This window comes from Anabaena sp. FACHB-1237 (assembly GCF_014696225.1).
GTDB lineage: Bacteria > Cyanobacteriota > Cyanobacteriia > Cyanobacteriales > Nostocaceae > FACHB-1237.
Genome location: NZ_JACJPV010000023.1, coordinates 25,185 through 45,478, shown reverse-complemented (window position 1 = coordinate 45,478; position 20,294 = coordinate 25,185). Strand labels below are relative to the sequence as shown.

Sequence of the window (20,294 nt, the reverse complement as noted above, 5' to 3'; positions counted from 1 at the left end):
ATTATACAGTGAGTGCTGCACATTAGCTTAGTGGTAGGGTGCGTCAGATATCGAAAATCTGCTTATTTGGAGAATTTATAGAATCTGACGCACCTTGAAACTTATATCATTAAGTTAAAATAACTTAAGACATTGCTTGAATAATATAGTCAAAGTAAGGCTCTGCTTGGAGTGCATCATCAGAATTTAACAAGTCTAAAGATGCTTGTTTGAGAGATATAATCGCCTCAACCATACCAGGAACAGGAACACCCAAAGAATTGTACATTTCACGCACACCAATCAAACCAATTTTTTCGATTGGCTCCTTGTCACCGGCTAAAATACCATAAGTGATTAAACGTAAGTACCAGCCAAAATCACGGATACACAAAGACCGTTGTTTTTCTCCGTAGGCGTTACCACCGGGAGAAATAAAGTCAGGGCGTTTTTGCCAAAGTTTTTTGGTGGCCTCTGTGACAATTTTCTTTTCGTTTTCTGACAGGGTTGCAGCGATGCGGGTACGCTGTTCGCCTGTTTGCAAAAATTCCTTGATGCTTTTGAGTTCGCCACTGCTAGGGTAACGCAGTTCGTCGTCAGCTTGGAGAATAACTTGGCTAATTACAGTCATGATTACGTAATCAGGGAAAATGATATTTGCTAGTTTAGCGACTTAGAGGTACACAAGTGAAGAGTGTGAGAAGATTAGATATCTCAAGTTTTGAATATTTGCTATTTCTCATCATGGTCAAACTCAGATACCATAAGACTTATACCCTATTTTACATCTCACTTTTTCCCTATTCCTTTTGTAATTTTTGATGATAAAAAACTTAACGAAAATTTACCTTAGCTATCAGCATTCAGGAAAATTTTCTCCCGACTCCCAACTCCCAACTCCACACTTACTATAAATTATGACTAATACAATAACATGGCGACAAGGTGAAGTCCTAGAACTTCAAATATCTGATTTAAGCGATACTGGCGATGGTGTGGGACGCTTTGATCAGCGTGTGGTTTTTGTTCCTGATGCCGTAGTTGGCGATCGCTTACTTGTCAAACTGCTCCACGTCAAGCCTAAATATGCTTATGGTGAAATTAAGCAAATATTAACATCTTCACCCTATCGCATCCGCCCCAGTTGTATAGTTGCTGATAAATGTGGAGGTTGTCATTGGCAACATATCAACTATCAATATCAACTCACAGCTAAACATAATCAAGTTATTCAAGCATTAGAAAGAATTGGCGGTTTTAACAATCCACGAGTAGATCCCATACTCATACCTCTAGCATCTTTGGGATATCGCAATAAAGTCACCTATCCTTTAAGAATATCTTCTACTGGACAAGTTCAAGCGGGATATTATCACAAAGGCAGTCATAAACTAGTGAATCTTAATCAATGTCCTGTACAGGATCAACAATTAAATCAATTTTTAGCGGAAATTAAAAAAGACATTCAAAAACGCGGTTGGTCAATATACGATGAAACAAGCCACAAAGGGAAAATTCGCCATTTAGGACTACGTATAGGTAGACGCACAGGAGAAATATTATTAACATTAGTCGTTACTGATTGGCAACTACCAGAAATCATCACCCAAGCCCAGGAATGGATGGATAAATATGGGCAATTAGTGGGAGTTTCCTTAAATCTTAACAGCGATCGCACCAACAGCATATTTGGCAAAGAGACTCGTAGTATTGCGGGTAAACCCTATATCAAAGAAAACTTTGCCAACTTAGAATTTGAAATTCGTCCAGACACATTTTTTCAAGTTTACACAGAAACAGCCGAAGCACTACTGCAAGAAATACAAAAAGAAATTAATCCACAACCAGATGAAATTCTCCTAGATGCTTACTGTGGTATAGGTACATTAACCCTACCTCTAGCCAAACAAGTCAAACAAGCGATCGGTTTAGAAATACAACATACAGCAGTGGAACAAGCCATAATTAACGCGGAAAAGAACGGAATTAACAACGTCACATTTCGCACAGGAGCGGTAGAAAAAATGATATCGAGTTTAGGGATTATACCAGATATTGTCCTACTTGATCCTCCCAGAAAAGGATGTGAAATAAATGTTATCAAAACTTTACTGAACATCAAACCCAAACGCATAGTATATATTAGTTGTAAGATGTCTACCCTTGCCCGTGACCTAAAAATATTGTGTGGAGAAGGAGTATATCATCTCACAAGAGTACAACCAGCGGACTTTTTCCCCCAAACCCCCCACGTAGAAGCAGCAGCATTTCTCCAACTATCAGCAAATATCAGCACAACAGCCAGCAATACATAAAAGTCATTAATTCTTAACAAAAGCTAAAATGAGAAAATACAAATTTACAATCAAACCTCTAGTCAGAGTGGTAGAATTAGATTAGAATGAACACACAAACAGAGTATATTTCTGCCAAGTTGCCGCAGTAAATATCCTTAAAAAATGGTGAATAAAAGTTGTGTAAATCACAAATTCGTATTTAATTAAAGATAGTAGGGAGCAATATTAAACCCCTGCTGACTCCTTGTTTTCTTGACTTCTAAAATAGTTCATCGTTAACAAATAATTATGATTTCCCACTTAAAAAATTTAGTTTTGCAGACCTAAGTTTGACCACAACAAATGGCATTAATACTTTGATTCAGAGTGCCTACAAAAGCAAACTGATGTCTAACTAACTAAAAGCTATGGGGTTTCTCTTGTGATTACCATTTCTCTCCGTCCAGTGAAACATTATTGGGGTACGATTAGTTTTGCCTCAACTCTATACTTGTGTCCAATATTAGACCTACTACTCACAGACATTCCCGCCAAATTACAGGGAGAACTGAGACTAGGGCTACAGGAAGCATTAGTAAATGCCGCAAAACACGGTAATAAACTTGATCCTGGTAAATTAGTAATGGTGCGTTTTTCTTTAATAGATAATCAATATTGGTGGATTATATCAGACCAAGGGAGAGGCTTTACACCTTCCTTTGATAGAAATATAGATCCCATCGAGTATTTACCATCTGAAGAAGCAGAAAGTGGAAGAGGAATGTCTCTACTTCATCAGATATTTGATGAAGTAGAGTGGAATAATAAAGGAACGGAACTAAGATTATGTAAACAATTGGAAACTAGGCCTTTATTATCTTTATCTTGGCCATAGCTATCAGCTTTCAGTTAAAAGAATGAGTTTTTAATTCCTTGTGATGTGCATGAGTGGGACAAGGAGGTGCAGAAATTGACTTATTTAACCAGCCTACAGCTTGCTCTAACCTAGCTTGTGCCTCTTGAGGTTCATTTTTGACCAAAAATACCAAAGCGGCCGCTACAAGCTCACTAGCGCGGGCATTGCGGTTAGATTTGAGGCGATGCCAGTCATCAGGGGAAATACCTAACCTAGTCATTAAAACTTGGGCTAATTCTAAAGTAGAAATATCATGGAGTTGATCGGGTTGAGACATAATCATTAAAATTTCTATAACTATCTTAATCTAGCAACTAAATGAATCATCGAGAACAGCGCCAAGAACCAGATAACCTACTGATTGCCCAGGAACTAGAGGAACTAGAAGCCGATTTACAACATCTTAAACAAAGATTGGGCCAGGTGCAAGCAGATAAAGAACAAAAGGCACAATGGCAACAAGAATTACAAAATTTACAACAAAATAGAGAACAGACTCCAGAAATAAAAGCTGATATAACACGCATCAAAGAGCAGTTAGAAGCTATAGAAATTAACTTAGAAAGTCAGTTAATATCGTGGAACAGCATAAAAAAACCATTTTGGCAAGCTGTTCGTTTTGGGGGCTTAGGCGTTATTATGGGATGGTTATTAAAGTCTTGGGTAGGGTAGGAGTCAGGAGTCAGAATAAAGAACTTCCACTCCTGCACCCCAAATATACACTTTTAGAAAATACAAATTGTTAACAATGTTAAATCGTCGTATTGTAGAAATATTAAAAACTGGTCAACCTGACGAATCCTTATTAGTACAAGGGTGGGTCAGAACAAAACGCGAATTAAAAGGTTTTGCTTTTTTAGAACTTAATGATGGTTCATGTTTAAGTAACTTACAAATAGTTATTAATCAAGATATACCCGATTACGAAACAATTTTAAAACAGATTAATACAGGTGCTTCTGTAGAAATCAAAGGTGTTGTAGTTGCTTCCCAAGGTAAAGGACAAAGAATAGAATTAAAAGCTGATACTGTGAAATTATATGGTGATGCTGATCCGGAAATTTATCCTTTACAAAAGAAACGTCATTCCTTTGAATTTCTGAGAAGTATCGCCCATTTACGCCCTAGAACTAACTCCTTTGGTGCAGTATTTCGTGTCAGAAATGCTTGCGCTACTGCTATTCATCAATTCTTTCAAGAACGAGGATTTTTATGGGTACATACTCCCATTATTACTGCTAGTGACTGTGAAGGTGCTGGTGAATTATTTGCTGTTACTAGCCTAGATTTAAAGAATGTTCCTCGCACAAAAGATCAACAAATTGATTATAGTCAGGACTTTTTTAATAAGCCTGCTTATTTAACAGTCAGTGGACAATTAGAAGCGGAAATTATGGCCACTGCTTTTACTAATGTTTATACCTTTGGTCCGACATTTCGCGCTGAAAATTCTAATACTTCTCGTCATTTAGCTGAATTTTGGATGGTGGAACCAGAAATGGCTTTTTGTGATTTAGAAGGTGATATGAATTTGGCTGAAGAGTTTCTCAAATATGTTTTTAAATATGTCATGGAAAATTGTGCAGAAGATATGGAATTTTTCCAGCAAAGAATTGATAATACAGTTTTAGAAACTGCTAATAATATTATTCATAATGAATTTGCCAGATTGACTTATACCGAAGCAATTAAACTCATAGAAAAAGCTGATGTTAAATTTGATTATCCTGTTAGTTGGGGGGCTGATTTACAATCAGAACATGAACGTTATTTAGCTGAACAATTGTTTAAAAAACCTGTAATTGTTACAGATTATCCTGCAAAAATTAAGGCGTTTTATATGCGGTTGAATGATGATGAAAAAACTGTTCGCGCTATGGATATTCTTGCACCAAAAATAGGCGAAATTATTGGCGGTTCACAACGGGAAGAAAGACTTGATATTTTAGAAAAACGAGTTTTAAATCAAGGCATGAAAACCGAGGATTTATGGTGGTATTTAGATTTACGTCGTTATGGAACTGTTCCCCACGCTGGGTTCGGTTTAGGCTTTGAAAGATTGGTACAATTTATGACAGGAATGGGCAATATTAGGGATGTAATTCCCTTCCCCCGCACTCCGGAAAATGCTGAATTTTAAATAATGGTCAATAATGGTCAATAATGGTCAATAATGGTCAATAATGGTCAATAATGGCAGTTTCTGAACAACTTTACAGGATGTTTGAAAAGGGCGATTAGAAATTGTAGAAATTGCTTCTACCCAGGCAAAACTCAGGTGGAACAGGCATCCTGCCTGTTAATCTTGTACCTGATAACGAGTGTAAACTGCTGTAATTACTAAGCTGTTATGCTCTTAATTTGGATAATGAATGCAAGCAAGATGCTTGCGCTACTGTAATTTCAGGTTTTTTGGTTATTTATACAGTGTACACATCAGCTTACTCATTTTTCATCCCTGTCACCCATTTCCCCTTTAATGCTAAAATCAGAGATTTGAATTGTAAAGAGAGCAATTATGTCATCCATCCGCAAATTACATGAACAGTTAATTAATAAAGAGAGTTCGGCTGTAGAAATTGCTCAGGATGCTTTAAAACGTATTGAAGTATTAGAGCCTAAATTGCGAAGTTTTTTAACTATTACTAAAGAACAAGCATTGGCACAAGCAGCAGCAGTGGATCAAAAAATTGCTGCGGGGGAAGAAATTGGCCTATTAGCAGGTATTCCCATCGGTATTAAAGATAATTTATGTACTAAAGGTATTACCACTACCTGCGCTTCTCGCATTTTAGAGAACTTTATTCCGCCCTATGAGTCCACAGTAACGCAAAAACTCGCTCAAGCTGGAGCGGTAATGGTAGGTAAAACTAACTTAGATGAGTTTGCGATGGGAAGTTCCACAGAAAACTCTGCTTACCAAGTTACCGCGAATCCTTGGGACATTTCCCGCGTTCCTGGAGGTTCTTCTGGAGGTTCAGCGGCAGCAGTGGCTGCAGATGAATGTGTGGTGTCCCTGGGTTCAGATACGGGAGGTTCAATTCGTCAACCCGCGTCTTTTTGCGGTGTGGTAGGAATGAAACCCACTTATGGTTTAGTATCTCGTTATGGTTTAGTTGCTTATGCGTCTTCCTTGGATCAAATAGGACCTTTTGGGAGAACAGTAGAAGATACGGCTATTTTACTACAAGCGATCGCTGGTCATGATCCCCAAGATTCTACCAGTTTAAAAGTAGCAATTCCCAATTATGCAGATAGTTTAAAACCGGATTTTCAAACCCGGAGAAAATTAAGAATAGGAGTAATTACAGAAACATTTGGAGAAGGTTTAGATGCAGAAGTAGAAGAAGCAGTGACAAAAGCGATCAATCAATTGCAAGAATTAGGAGCAGAAATACATCCTATTTCTTGTCCTAGTTTCCGTTATGGATTGCCTACCTATTATATTATTGCACCTTCGGAAGCATCAGCTAATTTAGCTCGTTATGATGGCGTGAAATATGGATTGAGATCAGAGGATGCAAGTAATTTAATATCAATGTATAAAACCACTCGTTCTCAAGGATTTGGTGCAGAAGTAAAACGTCGGATTATGATTGGTACTTATGCTTTATCCGCCGGCTATTATGATGCTTATTATTTAAAAGCTCAAAAAGTCAGAACTTTAATTAAACAGGACTTTGAAAAAGCTTTTGAAAAAGTAGATGTTTTAGTATGTCCCACTGCTCCCACAACGGCATTTACCGCAGGAGAAAAAACCACAGATCCTTTGAGTATGTACCTTAATGATTTAATGACTATTCCTGTGAATCTTGCAGGTTTACCAGGAATAAGTTTACCCTGTGGTTTTGATAGTAAAGGTTTACCAATTGGTTTACAAATCATTGGTAAAGTATTAGGAGAAGAGCAACTTTTTCAAGTAGCTCATGCTTATGAACAATCCACAAGTTGGCATTTACAAAAACCTAAAGTAGCCTAAATTAAAGTTCCCATTTTTAAGCAGGGTATTTTCATTGTTGGAGGTAAGGGTGAAAATAAAAGTGATCTTTTCTTGATAGAATCAAAAAGAGGTCACTAATTTTTTGGGTTTTAAAATTATGTTAGATAGTTTATGGTAAAGGTTTAAAAAATTGCTACCGGATGAAAGTCGCTTTTATCAGCAGGAATCAGATAAAATTGCTGGTTTTGGGCGTTATTTACAACGAGTTTACCTTTACCGCTTTATTAAATAATTAATACAAGCAAGATGCTTGTGCTACTGTAACTTCAGGTTTTTTAATTATACAGTGAGTGCTGCACATTAGCTTACTCAAATTAAAGCTCAAACTGATAAACTTAATGGTATTATTAATGTTGCTGAAGCGGAATTAGGCGATCGCCCCCAATGCTTTTTATGAAGTGACAATTAAACCAGAAACTTTAACTTTAGGTAAGGGTAAAAATCTTTGTCATATTCAATTAGGAATGGAAGGTACAGTTGATATTATTTCCCGTGAAGAAACGGTGTTAAAATTTTTCTTGAGAAAAGCTAGACTAATTGCAGATATTTACAGATATTTAATTAATTCAGATCCCAGATCCCGGACTTCTTAAAGAAGTCCGGGATCTTAACTATTAACTAATTTTGCGTGAAGAAAATAAACCCAGTTTGAAATAAACCCACTATAAAACCTAATATTCCTCCCAAGGAAACGATCGCTTGTAGTTCATTTTTAACAATTCCTTCTATAGCTGCTTCTAATTCTGCTGCAGGGGTAGCTTTCACTCTTTCGATTATTACTTGATCTATGGATAATATGGGTATGGTTTGTTTAACAATGATTTCTAAATCTTTTTCTAAATATTTTTCTAAAATTAAAGCAAAATCATGAGAAACTAATTCTAAAGATGTATTTACCACAGGTGAACTAATTAAACGATTAATTAAAACTGTGGCTATTTTTTCCCAGTCTGCTGATTCTGTAAGGTCTTTAAAAAAGTCACTGCCACTATTTTGTAAATATTGTCTCACACTATCTCTAGTGGTTTTTCTCAGTTGTCTGACTGTACCCACTGGTAAATTTTGTAAAGAAAGTTTTTCTAATAACTCTTTAATGCGATCGCGTATTTTTAAATCTTTAATTAACTCCGCTAATCTTTGATTACTAACTTCTTTTTCATCTAAGCAAAATGTTCTCAATCTAGTCAATGTATTCTTTAAACCAAACAAATTAGCCACTACCCAATAAGTACCACTAGTTTTTTCTCTAAAACTTTCATCTATGGTTTGAATTGTCCGATCTGTCAAAAAATCTACTATAATTTGTCGCAATACTTCCGGAGGTAATACTACTTCTAATAACCAATCTGCTAATCTTGTAGCTTGTTCTTCTGTCAGCCTAAATTCTAACAGTACCTTATCAAATATTTGATTAATTTGTGGTTCTAAAAACTTCTCCTGTCTAGATAAAACTTTTAACAACCTTGGCAAAGATTCCCCTAATAAGTTTTTTAAAATCCCCGCAATTATTTGTGATGTGCGGGGATTTGTGTTATTTTTCAACTGTTCTGTAACTAGTTGTAATAACCACAATATTCCTTTTTGTAATCTTTCCGTTTCTAACAATTTTCTGGCTAAATTTTCCAATTCCTCCGGAGTTAATAACGATTTCATGATCGCATTAGCTATATTTTGTCCTAGTCTGTCTTGGTTACTAGGAATTAACCCTGGGGTAAAGGGTAATTGACGTTTAAAAATGTAAATTGGCCGGTAGGGACGAAATAACATTTTAATGGCTATATCGTTGGTATAATAGCCAATTACAGCACCAAGCACCGGTGGTGATATGTAGAGTAAAAGATGAGATAAATCCACTTGACAATTTCAGATTACTTTCTAACTACTAATACTCCCATCATACCGTTAGCTAGAGGATAATGTGTAACTTCTTGAAAACCAATTTCTTGGGCGATCTTCTTTTGTTCACTGCCTCTGGGAAATCGGTCTAAACTAGGACTAATGTAAGCATATTCCTCTTTTAGTCCCATTTGGGTAGCTAAAGGAACTACACAGTTATCTAAATACCATTGTTGAATGTTGCGAATATATTGATTACTAGGCCGATGAAAGTCTAATATAGCAGCTTTTCCTCCTGGTTTGAGAACGCGGTAAATTTCTTGTAAACACAGAGGAATATTTTGCACGTTTCTTAGTCCATAACCCATGGTGACTACATGACAATAATTATTATCAAAGGGTAAATTTAAAACATCTGCTTCTAGCCAATTAATTTGGGGTTGAGGATAGTAATCTTTACAACGCTTTTTAGCCATTTCTAACAAATTACAGGAAAAATCTACTCCGTAAGTTTGACCACTATTAGTAATTTTTCTGGCTAATAAAAAAGTTAGATCTCCACTTCCACAACATAAGTCTAAACCGATATTTCCGGGTTGTACTTGTGTCCATTTAATAGTCATTTGTTTCCAAATACGATGTTGTCCTAAACTTAATTTGTCGTTTAGTTCATCATAAACTGGGGCTATTTTGTTAAATATTGTTTGTATTTGTTCAGTCATAATTTAGAGGAGATCGAGGAGTTAGGAGTCAGGACAATTATATTTTATTTACTTTCACATAAAGTTCTAAATTGTCGCCATCCTTGTAAACTAATTGACCTGGTAAGTTTGCGGTTTTTAATCTTCCAAAGCAATAACTTGGTTTTCGCTAATAGTCTTGGTAGATAATTTGTGTAAAAAGTCTTTACGGGTATCAGTAATTTGATTATGCAGTTTTGCAATTTTAATTGGAGTTTTATCCCTAGGGTTTGATCCCTTGGATTGACGTGCTAATTTCTTTTGAAGTACTTTCGTTGAGCAGTTTTCTTGGCTTGGGTAATAAGTAATTTTTGCAAATCATTATTACTTGGTAATTTTTTTGCTTGTTTACAGATAGCTAGAGCATCATTCCAAACCACACCCACGGAAGCGAACAACTGAGCTAAAGTCTGTTGTTGTTGAATTGTGGGGTGAAAACGATACTGATATCTAGCTTTGATGATTGGTGCTATAATTGGCTAGTAAACTAATTATATATTGCTCTATAAAAAATGACAAGTTGCTGAAAAAATGCTGAAAAAATGAATTTTCAAGTGCTTGAGTTTAATGGCGAAGAAAATCATATTCATCCACTTATTGAGTATCCGCCTAAACTATCTATTTCTCAGATAAGCTGTTGTGCTTTTAACTTGAATAATTAATACAAGCAAGATGCTTGTGCTACTGTAACTTCAGGTTTTTTAATTATACAGTGAGTGCTGCACATTAGCTTAGTAAATTCTTTAAAAGGTGTATCTATTCGCAGTTATGGACAAGCTGGTTATAAAAAACCCCATAAAGAAGCATTATGGAGTCCTAGCTATTTTGCTGTTTGTGTAGGAGGTGCGCCACTAGAAATATTAAAGGAGTATATTAAAAATCAAGAAAAGCCGTCCTTTTAGGAGGGGGCTGGCATCCCATTATTTTTGGTCAATTTCATAATAAGATGTTATGTATTTATTGAAGACCACAGGCGATCGCAAACAAACCCAAATTATCAACTATGCCAGTTTTACCAAACACCTCTACCAATCTCGTAGCGGGGAAAGCTAAACTACGAAACTTGATGCAGTATATCAGGAGAGGAATAAACTGGTATTTGCACTTGCAAAAATCTGTCAACGACAAGGATTTTTAATTTTTGGGGACGTTCGAGACTCATGCTTGACGGCAGGGTTGATCAGATTCAAGTTTAGGATTATCCATAAAATATCATCAAATTTACTATTTACTACTGAGATTATGACTGAAAGTAACAATCAAAGTTCACAACAGGATGCGGCTTTATTAGTTAAATTACGACAAAAACAGGGAACATGGGTAGAATGGGGACAAGCGATCGCTCAATTACAAAAAAATGGTCATCATCCCCAAGATATCTTTGAAGCAACCGGCTTTGAACCGATTCAACAAAATCAGGTAGTGGTGGCTTCTCAAGTATATAGTTCTCTGGAAAAATGCGGATCTCATCCAGAAACATTAGCACATTATCAAACTCGCGGTAGTGATGTTTTGTATGAGTTACGTTTATTGACGCAGGAAGATCGGGCTACTACTGCCAATTTGACATTTCAGCACAAAATAGATGCTGATGAAGTGCGGGAAATTGCTAAAGCAGTGAAAGATTTTTCTCGTTTTCCTATGTTACCAGAAGGTTTTAGTCATCATCCAGGAGATGCAGTAGCTTATCAAGCCTGGAAATTAGCTAGACAAAAATCAGATTTACAAGAGCGATCGCGTTTAATTGCGAAAGGCTTACGTTTTGCTGCTTCACAAACCGCCAGAACACAATTAGAACAGTTATTGGTGGATTTTACCGTAGTTCCTAAACGTCCTGCACCTACGTATCCGTTTTATCGTTTAGAAACGGATGATGACTTACCGCGTATTTTACCCGTAATTGGTGAATGGCCATTAGCTACAGCAGATTTAAAATCAGTACCATTAATTACGGAAATTGAACCCTTTAGAATTGTGAAATTTGCGGGAGAACAAGCCTGGGTTTCCTTACCTGGTTGGAAAGTCTTATTAGGTGCGGAGGATCCTGTAGTAATTATGGGAAAAAGTGACTTATTTCCTAATAAACATCAAATCAACGTTGAACCTGTTTTAATAGTAATAGATCGCGCTCAAAGAAAATGGGATGATACCAGTTATTTTGTATTTGATAATAATGGAGAACTTGATTTTCAATGGTTTGAAACTGAAGCCCAAAGTCAAGAAATTAAATTATTAGGAAAAATCATTGTTATTGTACGTCCTAAGAAAATTCTTGATGAGGAATTTACTAAAGATGCTTGGCAAATTGATGAATAATTGAAAATATCGGTAGGAGTTTAGCAGAGACTTTTACTTCTGTCACCTACTAAATACAAGGTGCGTCAGAATGTATGATTGCAAATAAACAGATTCTTGATATCTGACGCACCCTACTAAATACTAAATACAAGGTGCGTCAGAATGTAAGCTAATGTGCAGCACTCACTGTATAATTAAAAAACCTGAAGTTACAGTAGCACAAGCATCTTGCTTGTATTAATTATTCAAGTTAAAGGCACAACAGCTTATGACTGCAAACAAACATATTCTCGATATCTGACGCACCCTACTAAATACTAAATACAAGGTGCGTCAGAATGTATAACTGCAAATAAACAGATTCTCGATATCTGACGCACCCTACTAAATACTAAACACAAGGTGCGTCAGAATGTATAACTGCAAATAAACAGATTCTTGATATCTGACGCACCCTACACACAAACAGACTTTTACCTCTGTCACCTGTCACCTGCTATAGAATAAATCTTAGAAGGAGAAAGTGGTCCGTAAAGTACCTACATAAGTTGTATTGTTTTTATCGTTGTGTTCAGGATTGAAAATTACCAACAAACCAGGAGTTAACAGAATATTGTCAGAAATTTTCATCTTATACAAACCTTCTAAATGATAGGAAGTATTTGCATCTTTGGTAACACCTGCACTAGCACCAGTAACTTTAGGAGACTGACCGAAAACGAAACCTAAAGTATTACCTTCTCTCCCAAAGTCTTTAATACCCAAAGTAGCAGCCCAATACCAAATATCTGCATCTCTTCTTGCAGTACCAGTTACAGCACTAGCATTGGTATAACCTCCCCAACCTCCTAATGTGATCTTAGCACTAGGTTGGAAGCTAATTTGTAAACCATAATTATCTGACTCAGTAGCAGCACCGAAAGGATTATTTGCCCTAGCACTTCCTGTATCACCAAATAACCTTCTGGTAGTATTTTGGTAGGAGCGGGCGTAGGTTAAACCAATGTTGAACGGTTTAGCAGGTTTCAAAGCTAATTGAGCAAAGAAGGTATTATCACCGTCAAACAAACCCTTACTAGTAGAAGGATCAGCCGCATCATTTCTATTGCGTGCAAAATAGGCTGCACTCACAGTAAATTTATCGCTGGGTTTAACGTTAACCGTGATACCAGCACCGTCATTAGCTAAACGGTAGATGGGGCTAAAACGTCCATAGCGAGATAAAGCACCTGTACCACTGCTTCTAAAGTCTGGGTTAAATACTTCCACGTTCTCGTTTAACTCTGCACCAATAGCATCAACCTTAACGTTGATTTTCTCGCTTAAATTGAAAGCGTAGTTTAATTTATCAATGGTAACAGTGTTATTGCTGTTATTACCAGTAGCACTACCGTCATAACCCAAGCGAGTCATGTTAGTACCAGTACCAGTAGCACCAGTATTATTTGGGAAAATATTGATACCTTGTAACCGTGTTTGTAACTTATCTGTACCCATGAAGCTACTTTCTAAGGACAGACGTACACGATCAGAGAATGTGGTGTTAGAATCTAAATCTGTTGATGGTGTCCCAGAAGCAACTGCTACTTTATCACCAAAAGCCTGAGATAAGCTGAAAATAGCCTCTCCTTTCAACTTGGTGGTAGTAGAAAACTGGTTAGCTTCTAACTCAGATGTACGCGCTTCTAAAGCATCCACTTGACCACGCAAAGTTGCTAATTCAGCAGAATATTCTTCTTGTAAACGTTGCAGAGTAGCTAAATCCTCTTTCTTCACAACGTCAGCAGTAGCAGTGGCAATTAATTCATTAACTCTATCTAAACAGGCGTTTAAACCAGATGCAAATTCATAACGACTTAATGCACGGTTGCCTCGGAATGTACCATTAGGATAACCTGCAATACAACCATAACGTTCTACTAAAGATTGTAATGCTTGAAACGCCCAATCTGTAGGTTGTACGTCAGAAAACTGAGAAACCGATGTTACTTGACCAATGTTATTGCTATTTTGAGATAATTCAGCAACACTTGTTACCTGGTTATTAACTTCCCCAGCGATCGCGCTATTAGCTACTAATACAGTGGAAGCAAATACTGGGCTAAATTTGAGGATATTCCAGAATGTTTTTTTCATGTTTTTACTCTCTCTCACACCTAAATGAATATAACCTATCGTTAAGTTTTATTCACAGAAAATTACTTATAAATTTCCTATAGTTACTATACAACATAAATATCACTTTACACAAGTAACTTTTTGGATTTTATCGTAGAATTAAGACCAATTTATGATTAGGTAAAGAATGTAATTTACTATGCTAACAACAGGGTTATATCAGCATTTGGTTATCTCCAAACTACTCAACAATATTAGATATTTTGATGGAATATATAATTAAGATTAAGATTGACTAATATTCTCATAACTTAGGGGAATTTCTAATAAATAATGTTACCAAATATACGAAATTTGCTAAGTATCCTCACTAGACATCTGGTGAAAATTGGTGAAAATTACTGTAGGGACAATTCATGAATTGTCCCTACAAAGGTTTGGTGGTTATGAAGATTTAATTACCACCAGATATCTATGGATAATATGCCAAACTGATGATCGGTAAAACTATTTTTTATCGTAAACTTTTGAGAGCCTAAATTCTTCATCTCCTTTATTTTACGATCGCTGACCTGTAACAATATAAGTTACTCTTTGTCCTATATTTGTAGCGTGATCTGCCATTCTTTCTAAACAACGAATTGCTAATGTTAACAATAATATTGGTTCAAGGACTCCTGGTACATCTTTTTGATATGCTAATTTTTGATAAAGTTCTTCATAGGCATCATCTACCGCATCATCTAATTTTTTCATTCTTTGTCCACTTGTACCATCTAAATCTGCTAATGCAACTAAACTAGTCGCTAACATAGCTTGGGCGTGTTGTGACATCATAGCAATCTCTGGTAAAAAGTCATGGGGAGGATAGGGAAATAGTTTCACAGCAATATCCGCTATATCTTTTGCATAATCTCCTATTCTCTCTAAATCTCTTACTAACTGCATAAAAGCACTTAAACAACGTAAATCTTGTTCTGTGGGCTTTTGGCGGATAATGATAGTTGTACAGTCTGATTCTATTTGCCGATAAAAGCGATCTATTTTTTTGTCTAATCGCCGTATTTCTGTGGCTGCATCTAAATCACGATTAAACAATGACTGATGACTTAAACGAAATGATTGCTCTACTAAAGCACCCATACGCAGTAAGTCTCTTTCTACACGCTTAATGTAGCGTTCTATTTGAAGTAATTCAGGGGAAGTAGGATAAAAAACAGCTTTCACTTTGATGATCTCAAAAGAAAATTTTATTCTTAATATTCTAACTCTAAAAAAGTCAGTTAGTTACTTGCTGACTGTTAACGGCAGGTTAATTTGTATCCAAGCACCTCCTGTTTTTGGGTGGTTCATAGCCTTGATACAACCATTATGAGCTAAAATAATTTGTTGTACTATAGCTAAACCTAAACCATTACCCGTTATTCCTGCATTGCTACTACTTTCATCATTTGAAGAACGATAACGAGCTTTATCTCCTCGGTAAAATCTTTCAAATACGTGGGGTAAATCTGCCTCATCAAAGCCAAAACCAGAATCAATAATATTGATTTCTACTTGTTTGCTGTTGTTACTGTTATTCATACTTAACACTTCTGCTTTTATATTAATAGTTGCAGAATTAGGACTATATTTGATGCTGTTGTCTATTAAATTAAGAAATACCTGATATATTCTAGCTTTATCAACACGAATATAAATATCTTCTGGAATAGTACAAGATAGTTGTAATGATTGTTTTTCCGCAATAGGTTCTAACGTTTCATAAGCTGACAAGACGAGCGATCGCATTTCCACCACTTCCAAATTTAACCGCATAGTGGGGTTATTTTCCATCTGTGTTAAGTCTAACCAACTTTGTACCAAATTAATCAAGCGATCAATCTCTTGCATCAAGCGATTAACCCAACGATCTAAAGGAGGTTCTAAGCGATACTGTAAAGTTTCTGCCACTAGTTTAATAGAAGTTAAGGGAGTTCTCAACTCATGAGCTAAATCAGAAAAAGAGCGATCGCGGTTCTCATATAAATCTAACACCTGCTGACAATTTTCCAAAAATACCCCCACCTGTCCATTTTGCAAAGGACAACTAGAAGCGCGTAAACGCAAAGACTTTAACTGCTTCATAGCCATAGCATCCTCACAAGAGGGGTGAAACACCCATTCTCGCACTTGGGGCTTTTGCCAATCACGAGTTTGTTCAATCACTTGATCTAACTCATAGGACCGTACCAACTCTAACAACAAACGTACCTGGCCAGGTTGCCATCTTTGTAAAGATAAGATTTCTCTGGCTTGGACATTACACCATAACAGTTGATTTTCCTCATCTACCTGTAAATAACCCAACGGAGCAGAATCTAACAAATCGTGATCAGAATATAACGCATCTTGCATAGTTTCCCGTTGGTTAGTCAAAGCCAAAATTTTTTGACGTAAACGAGGCCACAGCACTAATGAAAAAGGTATATGCTGATAATTGCGAGAACTAGCAGATTGAAGTAAGCATTGTAAGTACAAACTAAATTGTAGCTGTTGCCAAACCCAAAACCCAAATCCAAGGGTTAAACCCAGCAAAAATCCCAATATAAACATTTATGTCATTAGTGTTTTTGTGATTGATCAAAACTAACAACTAACTAACAACTTTAACCAAATTTGTAGCCAAATCCTCTGACAGTCACAAGATATTCTGGATGACTGGGATCAATTTCTAGCTTTTCCCGTAACCATCGGATATGCACATCCACAGTTTTACTATCTCCCACAAAATCAACACCCCATACATGATCTAGCAACTGTTCCCGCGACCATACCCGACGAGTATAACTCATAAACAGTTCTAATAAACGGAACTCTTTAGGAGATAAATTTACTTCTTGTCCACGCACAGTTACCCAACATTCTTGGGGGTTTAAGGTAACATCCTTGTATTTTAGAACTGTAACCTGTGGTGAAGTGATTAAACGCTGTCTTCTCAACAACGCTCGACACCGCGCTACTAACTCCCGCATACTAAAGGGTTTAGTTAAATAATCATCAGCACCCACTTCTAAGCCCAATACACGGTCAGTTTCACTACCTTTGGCACTCAACATCAAAATTGGCACAGAGTTACCTTGATGCCGCAAAAAACGGCAAATATCCAAACCATTTACCTGTGGTAGCATCACATCTAAAACCACCAAATCCAAAGGTACTTGTTCAGTGTGCTCACAGTTTTTAATATATTCTATAGCCTTACGACCATCACCAGCAGTAATTACTTCATATCCCTCCCCCTCTAAAGCAACAACTACCATTTCTCGGATCAACTCCTCATCTTCCACTACGAGAACACGGCTCGTTTGTTCAATATCTGCCTTGGCAGTATATCTGTTTAATTCAATGGTGTACATTAGGTAACAACTTTTACTAACCTGCTAGTTTTAATTAACCAAAATTCAATATAGTATTTACTCAGTAATTAAGTAAATAGACAGGCTTTTTAGCCGATTCCTAGCTATATTCTGATACTCTTGGTATAACCTTCTTACATCTTATCCTGTATATCAGCAAAACTCCATAGTTAGATAAGTATCATTTTGTAAACTTATCTTGACAACCGCAACTGGCTTGTTTATAGTATATTTGTACTAAATTAGGTGATTGGTAATAGGACTTACGCAAGCGCCAATGTGCCATTTGCGTAAGTCCTGGGTAATTAAAGATTACTAACCAAGAAACTCGCATTCAAAACTTATCTAAACAACTGGAGTGTGCATTAAAATAAGTCCAGGACTTAGCAGTGAAAGCTATTGAAGGAACTGCAAATATTAATTCTTATCAAGCTGTGAAGGAAATTGCTTTAGAACAAGCTAAGACTAAGTAAGTCTATGGGTTGGGTTGAACGAAGTGCAACCCAACCTTGTATCTTAATTTTTCAACCCATAATAGATGTTAGCACCTATTGTATAGCCACTGTATAGCCACAACCATATTTCCCATGCATCCACTAAATAAAATATAGCTGATGCAATATAAAGCAAGGATTTGAATGAGTAGACAGGTAATGTAACGGGTTGTACTGCTTGAGATTTAGTATCACTAACATTTGATGCTTGTTAAAGAGATGCTTCGGTAACATCTGGTACTTGTTGAGACGTTACATCAGAAACATCAATGCATAGATTCTCAAATTTAGCGATCGCATACTCTAACTTATCCAAAACTATATCCACAGGGATACTTCCCAATTCCCCAGAAGCACGGGTACGAATGCTTAGAGAATGGGTTTCTACTTCTTTTGCACCTACCACCGCCATCACGGGTATTTTATATTTTTCGGCGTTGCGAATCAATTTAGCCAGGCGATCGCCACTTAAATCAACTTCTGCACGAATGCCTAATTCTAGCATTTTCGCCACCACTTGTTGACAAAAATCAACTTGTAAATCTCCCACAGGTAATAGTCTAATCTGTACAGGTGCTAACCACAAAGGAAAATCACCGGCACACTCTTCAATGTAAATCCCTATCAACCTTTCTAAAGAACCAAAGGGCGCACGATGAATCATTACTGGGCGTTTGCGTGTACCATCTTCTGCCACATATTCTAAATCAAAGCGTTCTGGTAAATTATAATCTACCTGTACCGTACCTAATTGCCATTCTCTTTCTAAAGCATCAGTAAAGATAAAATCGAGCTTTGGACCATAAAAAGCCGCTTCTCCAATACCTTCAAAATAGTCCATTCCCAAGGCTTGCACAGCGCGTCGAATAGCACCTTCAGCCTTATCCCAAACTTCATCTCCACCAATATATTTATCACTGGTAGGATCTCTAAAACTTAATCTAGCCTTAAAGTTCTTTAATTGCAGACTCTTAAATACTGTCAAAATTAAATCTACAACATTGAGAAATTCCTGATCTAGTTGTTCAGGAGTTACAAACAAGTGAGAATCATCCACCGTAAAACCACGTACTCTAGTTAAACCTCCCAATTCCCCAGATTGTTCGTAGCGATAAACTGTACCAAATTCCGCTAACCGCATGGGTAATTCCCGGTAGGAACGTAATTCACTCTTGTATATTTGGATATGAAAGGGACAGTTCATAGGTTTGAGAACAAAACCCTGTTCAATGGCTTTTGCTTGTTCATCTTCAGCCATTAAGGGAAACATATCTTCCTTGTATTTTTGCCAGTGTCCAGATGTTTTAAATAAATCAACTCTAGCAATATGGGGAGTGACTACAGGTAAGTAACCCCGTTTCAACTGCTCTTTTTTGAGGAAGTCTTCTAAAATTGTTCTCAGTAAAGTTCCTTTAGGAGTCCATAAAGGTAGGCCAGGACCCACTTGATCAGCGAAAATAAACAATCCTAATTCTTTACCTATTTTCCGGTGATCACGTCTTAATGCTTCCTCTTTCCGACGTTTATACTCTGCTAATTGCTCTGGTGTTTCCCAAGCTGTGGCATAAATACGTTGTAATTGCGCTTTCTTTTCATCACCACGCCAATAAGCACCCGCTACACTTTCTAATTCTAGGGCTTTAGGGTTAATTTCCTTAGTATTTTCCAAGTGCGGACCAGCGCATAAATCCCACCATTCCTCACCTAAATGATAAATGGTAATGGGTTCTTCTTTGATATCTGCTAAAATTTCTAATTTGTATGGTTCTTTAATTGTTTCAATTCGTTTTTGTGCTTCTTCGCGGCTCACTTCTTCCCGAATTACTGGCAATTTGCGATTAATAATCTTAACCATTTCCTTCTGAATAGTCTTTAAATCTTTATCGCTAAAGGGTTCAGGATTATCAAAGTCATAATAAAAACCATTTTCAATCCAAGGACCAATGGTAACTTGAGCTTTTGGAAAGAGTTTTTGTACTGCCATGGCCATAACATGAGAAGCTGTATGACGAATCTTTTTGAGGGTTTCTGATTCGCTGGTACGCGGTAAAGTAATTTTTCCGACTACTGGGGTTTCTTGATTTGACGACATGATTAAAAAATAAACTTCTCAAAATAACTATAATTCTACAACGGTTAGTAAACAAGATAGCCCTGTTCTACAAGAAGTCAGGGATGTCATGAAAATTCATTACTTGTATCCGCTACTATTTTAGTTGGAACGTTTGATTAGCTAACA

At 36.6% G+C, this 20,294-nt stretch carries 17 protein-coding genes and 2 pseudogenes; 8 read left to right on the top strand and 11 right to left on the bottom strand.

Translation table 11 applies throughout. From position 1 onward, the window contains the following. Nucleotides 1-124 precede the first annotated feature (124 nt). Complete coding sequence (locus tag H6F32_RS12750; protein WP_190369707.1) at nt 125-610, bottom strand: allophycocyanin subunit alpha-B; 486 nt, start codon at nt 608-610, stop codon at nt 125-127. A 286-nt stretch (nt 611-896) separates the two neighbouring features. Between H6F32_RS12750 and rlmD the strand changes: the two genes are divergently transcribed. Together rlmD and H6F32_RS12740 are read left to right on the top strand one after the other, a co-directional pair. Next, a complete protein-coding gene (gene rlmD, locus H6F32_RS12745; RefSeq protein WP_190369706.1) occupies nt 897-2,294 on the top strand; it encodes a 23S rRNA (uracil(1939)-C(5))-methyltransferase RlmD in 1,398 nt (465 codons plus the stop codon). A 403-nt stretch (nt 2,295-2,697) separates the two neighbouring features. Beyond that, nucleotides 2,698-3,150: an ATP-binding protein gene (locus H6F32_RS12740; protein WP_190369705.1), complete on the top strand. Its 453-nt coding sequence runs from the start codon at nt 2,698-2,700 to the stop codon at nt 3,148-3,150. 10 nt (nt 3,151-3,160) lie between these two features. On the opposite strand, the gene H6F32_RS12735 is transcribed toward H6F32_RS12740, so the two are convergent. Next, nucleotides 3,161-3,448, bottom strand: a complete 288-nt coding sequence (locus H6F32_RS12735) for a DUF6439 family protein (RefSeq protein ID WP_190369704.1) — start codon at nt 3,446-3,448, stop codon at nt 3,161-3,163. Nucleotides 3,449-3,489: 41 nt separating this feature from the next. On the opposite strand from H6F32_RS12735, the gene H6F32_RS12730 reads away from it, so the two are divergent. The 4 genes and pseudogenes from H6F32_RS12730 to H6F32_RS12715 form a co-directional block, all read left to right on the top strand. Next, nucleotides 3,490-3,843: a hypothetical protein gene (locus tag H6F32_RS12730; protein WP_190369703.1), complete on the top strand. Its 354-nt coding sequence runs from the start codon at nt 3,490-3,492 to the stop codon at nt 3,841-3,843. 76 nt (nt 3,844-3,919) lie between these two features. Further along, on the top strand, nt 3,920-5,311 hold the full coding sequence (gene asnS, locus H6F32_RS12725; RefSeq protein ID WP_190369702.1) for an asparagine--tRNA ligase: 1,392 nt from the start codon (nt 3,920-3,922) through the stop codon (nt 5,309-5,311). A gap of 378 nt (nt 5,312-5,689) precedes the next feature. Then, on the top strand, nt 5,690-7,150 hold the full coding sequence (gene gatA, locus H6F32_RS12720) for an Asp-tRNA(Asn)/Glu-tRNA(Gln) amidotransferase subunit GatA (protein WP_190369701.1): 1,461 nt from the start codon (nt 5,690-5,692) through the stop codon (nt 7,148-7,150). Nucleotides 7,151-7,548: 398 nt separating this feature from the next. After that, a pseudogene (locus H6F32_RS12715) lies at nt 7,549-7,764 on the top strand (hypothetical protein); the annotation flags it as partial. A gap of 25 nt (nt 7,765-7,789) precedes the next feature. Here H6F32_RS12715 and H6F32_RS12710 read toward each other — a convergent pair. The 4 genes from H6F32_RS12710 to H6F32_RS20570 form a co-directional block, all read right to left on the bottom strand. Beyond that, entirely contained in the window at nt 7,790-9,025 is a 1,236-nt protein-coding gene (locus tag H6F32_RS12710) for a DUF445 family protein (protein WP_190369700.1), read from the bottom strand. A gap of 14 nt (nt 9,026-9,039) precedes the next feature. After that, nucleotides 9,040-9,729: a bifunctional demethylmenaquinone methyltransferase/2-methoxy-6-polyprenyl-1,4-benzoquinol methylase UbiE gene (ubiE, locus tag H6F32_RS12705; protein WP_190369699.1), complete on the bottom strand. Its 690-nt coding sequence runs from the start codon at nt 9,727-9,729 to the stop codon at nt 9,040-9,042. Between the two features lie 117 nt (nt 9,730-9,846). Beyond that, the gene (locus H6F32_RS21090; protein WP_313926633.1) at nt 9,847-10,056 is read right to left on the bottom strand and encodes a transposase; all 210 of its coding nucleotides are present in this window, start codon (nt 10,054-10,056) and stop codon (nt 9,847-9,849) included. Next, complete coding sequence (locus tag H6F32_RS20570) at nt 9,999-10,208, bottom strand: helix-turn-helix domain-containing protein (protein ID WP_313926632.1); 210 nt, start codon at nt 10,206-10,208, stop codon at nt 9,999-10,001. The genes H6F32_RS21090 and H6F32_RS20570 overlap by 58 nt, the downstream gene beginning before the upstream one ends. Nucleotides 10,209-10,280: 72 nt before the next feature. Here H6F32_RS20570 and H6F32_RS21225 point away from each other — a divergent pair. Both H6F32_RS21225 and H6F32_RS12685 read left to right on the top strand, forming a co-directional pair. Then, nucleotides 10,281-10,649 (top strand): annotated as a pseudogene (locus tag H6F32_RS21225) (transposase); the annotation flags it as partial. Between the two features lie 340 nt (nt 10,650-10,989). After that, nucleotides 10,990-12,063 carry a RuBisCO accumulation factor 1 gene (locus tag H6F32_RS12685; RefSeq protein WP_190369698.1) on the top strand — a complete coding sequence of 358 codons (1,074 nt, stop codon included), beginning with the start codon at nt 10,990-10,992 and terminating at the stop codon, nt 12,061-12,063. A 492-nt stretch (nt 12,064-12,555) separates the two neighbouring features. Here H6F32_RS12685 and H6F32_RS12680 read toward each other — a convergent pair whose 3' ends face one another. The 5 genes from H6F32_RS12680 to thrS form a co-directional block, all read right to left on the bottom strand. After that, nucleotides 12,556-14,181: an iron uptake porin gene (locus H6F32_RS12680; protein WP_190369697.1), complete on the bottom strand. Its 1,626-nt coding sequence runs from the start codon at nt 14,179-14,181 to the stop codon at nt 12,556-12,558. A gap of 540 nt (nt 14,182-14,721) precedes the next feature. Then, nucleotides 14,722-15,390, bottom strand: coding sequence for a phosphate signaling complex protein PhoU (gene phoU, locus H6F32_RS12675; protein ID WP_190369696.1), 669 nt, complete (start codon nt 15,388-15,390; stop codon nt 14,722-14,724). Nucleotides 15,391-15,450: 60 nt separating this feature from the next. Next, the gene (locus tag H6F32_RS12670) at nt 15,451-16,758 is read right to left on the bottom strand and encodes a cell wall metabolism sensor histidine kinase WalK (RefSeq protein ID WP_190369695.1); all 1,308 of its coding nucleotides are present in this window, start codon (nt 16,756-16,758) and stop codon (nt 15,451-15,453) included. Nucleotides 16,759-16,811: 53 nt separating this feature from the next. Next, nucleotides 16,812-17,561: a winged helix-turn-helix domain-containing protein gene (locus tag H6F32_RS12665; protein WP_190369694.1), complete on the bottom strand. Its 750-nt coding sequence runs from the start codon at nt 17,559-17,561 to the stop codon at nt 16,812-16,814. A gap of 705 nt (nt 17,562-18,266) precedes the next feature. Next, on the bottom strand, nt 18,267-20,147 hold the full coding sequence (gene thrS / locus H6F32_RS12660; protein ID WP_242031121.1) for a threonine--tRNA ligase: 1,881 nt from the start codon (nt 20,145-20,147) through the stop codon (nt 18,267-18,269). Nucleotides 20,148-20,294: the final 147 nt, after the last annotated feature.

Bases quoted from the DNA above. Each gene is read 5' to 3' on its own strand.
- H6F32_RS12750 (WP_190369707.1), bottom strand. From the start codon at position 610: ATGACTGTAATTAGCCAAGTTATTCTCCAAGCTGACGACGAACTGCGT.
- rlmD (WP_190369706.1), top strand. From the start codon at position 897: ATGACTAATACAATAACATGGCGACAAGGTGAAGTCCTAGAACTTCAA.
- H6F32_RS12735 (WP_190369704.1), bottom strand. From the start codon at position 3,448: ATGTCTCAACCCGATCAACTCCATGATATTTCTACTTTAGAATTAGCC.
- H6F32_RS12730 (WP_190369703.1), top strand. From the start codon at position 3,490: ATGAATCATCGAGAACAGCGCCAAGAACCAGATAACCTACTGATTGCC.
- asnS (WP_190369702.1), top strand. From the start codon at position 3,920: ATGTTAAATCGTCGTATTGTAGAAATATTAAAAACTGGTCAACCTGAC.
- gatA (WP_190369701.1), top strand. From the start codon at position 5,690: ATGTCATCCATCCGCAAATTACATGAACAGTTAATTAATAAAGAGAGT.
- ubiE (WP_190369699.1), bottom strand. From the start codon at position 9,729: ATGACTGAACAAATACAAACAATATTTAACAAAATAGCCCCAGTTTAT.
- H6F32_RS12685 (WP_190369698.1), top strand. From the start codon at position 10,990: ATGACTGAAAGTAACAATCAAAGTTCACAACAGGATGCGGCTTTATTA.
- H6F32_RS12680 (WP_190369697.1), bottom strand. From the start codon at position 14,181: ATGAAAAAAACATTCTGGAATATCCTCAAATTTAGCCCAGTATTTGCT.
- H6F32_RS12670 (WP_190369695.1), bottom strand. From the start codon at position 16,758: ATGTTTATATTGGGATTTTTGCTGGGTTTAACCCTTGGATTTGGGTTT.
- H6F32_RS12665 (WP_190369694.1), bottom strand. From the start codon at position 17,561: ATGTACACCATTGAATTAAACAGATATACTGCCAAGGCAGATATTGAA.
- thrS (WP_242031121.1), bottom strand. From the start codon at position 20,147: ATGTCGTCAAATCAAGAAACCCCAGTAGTCGGAAAAATTACTTTACCG.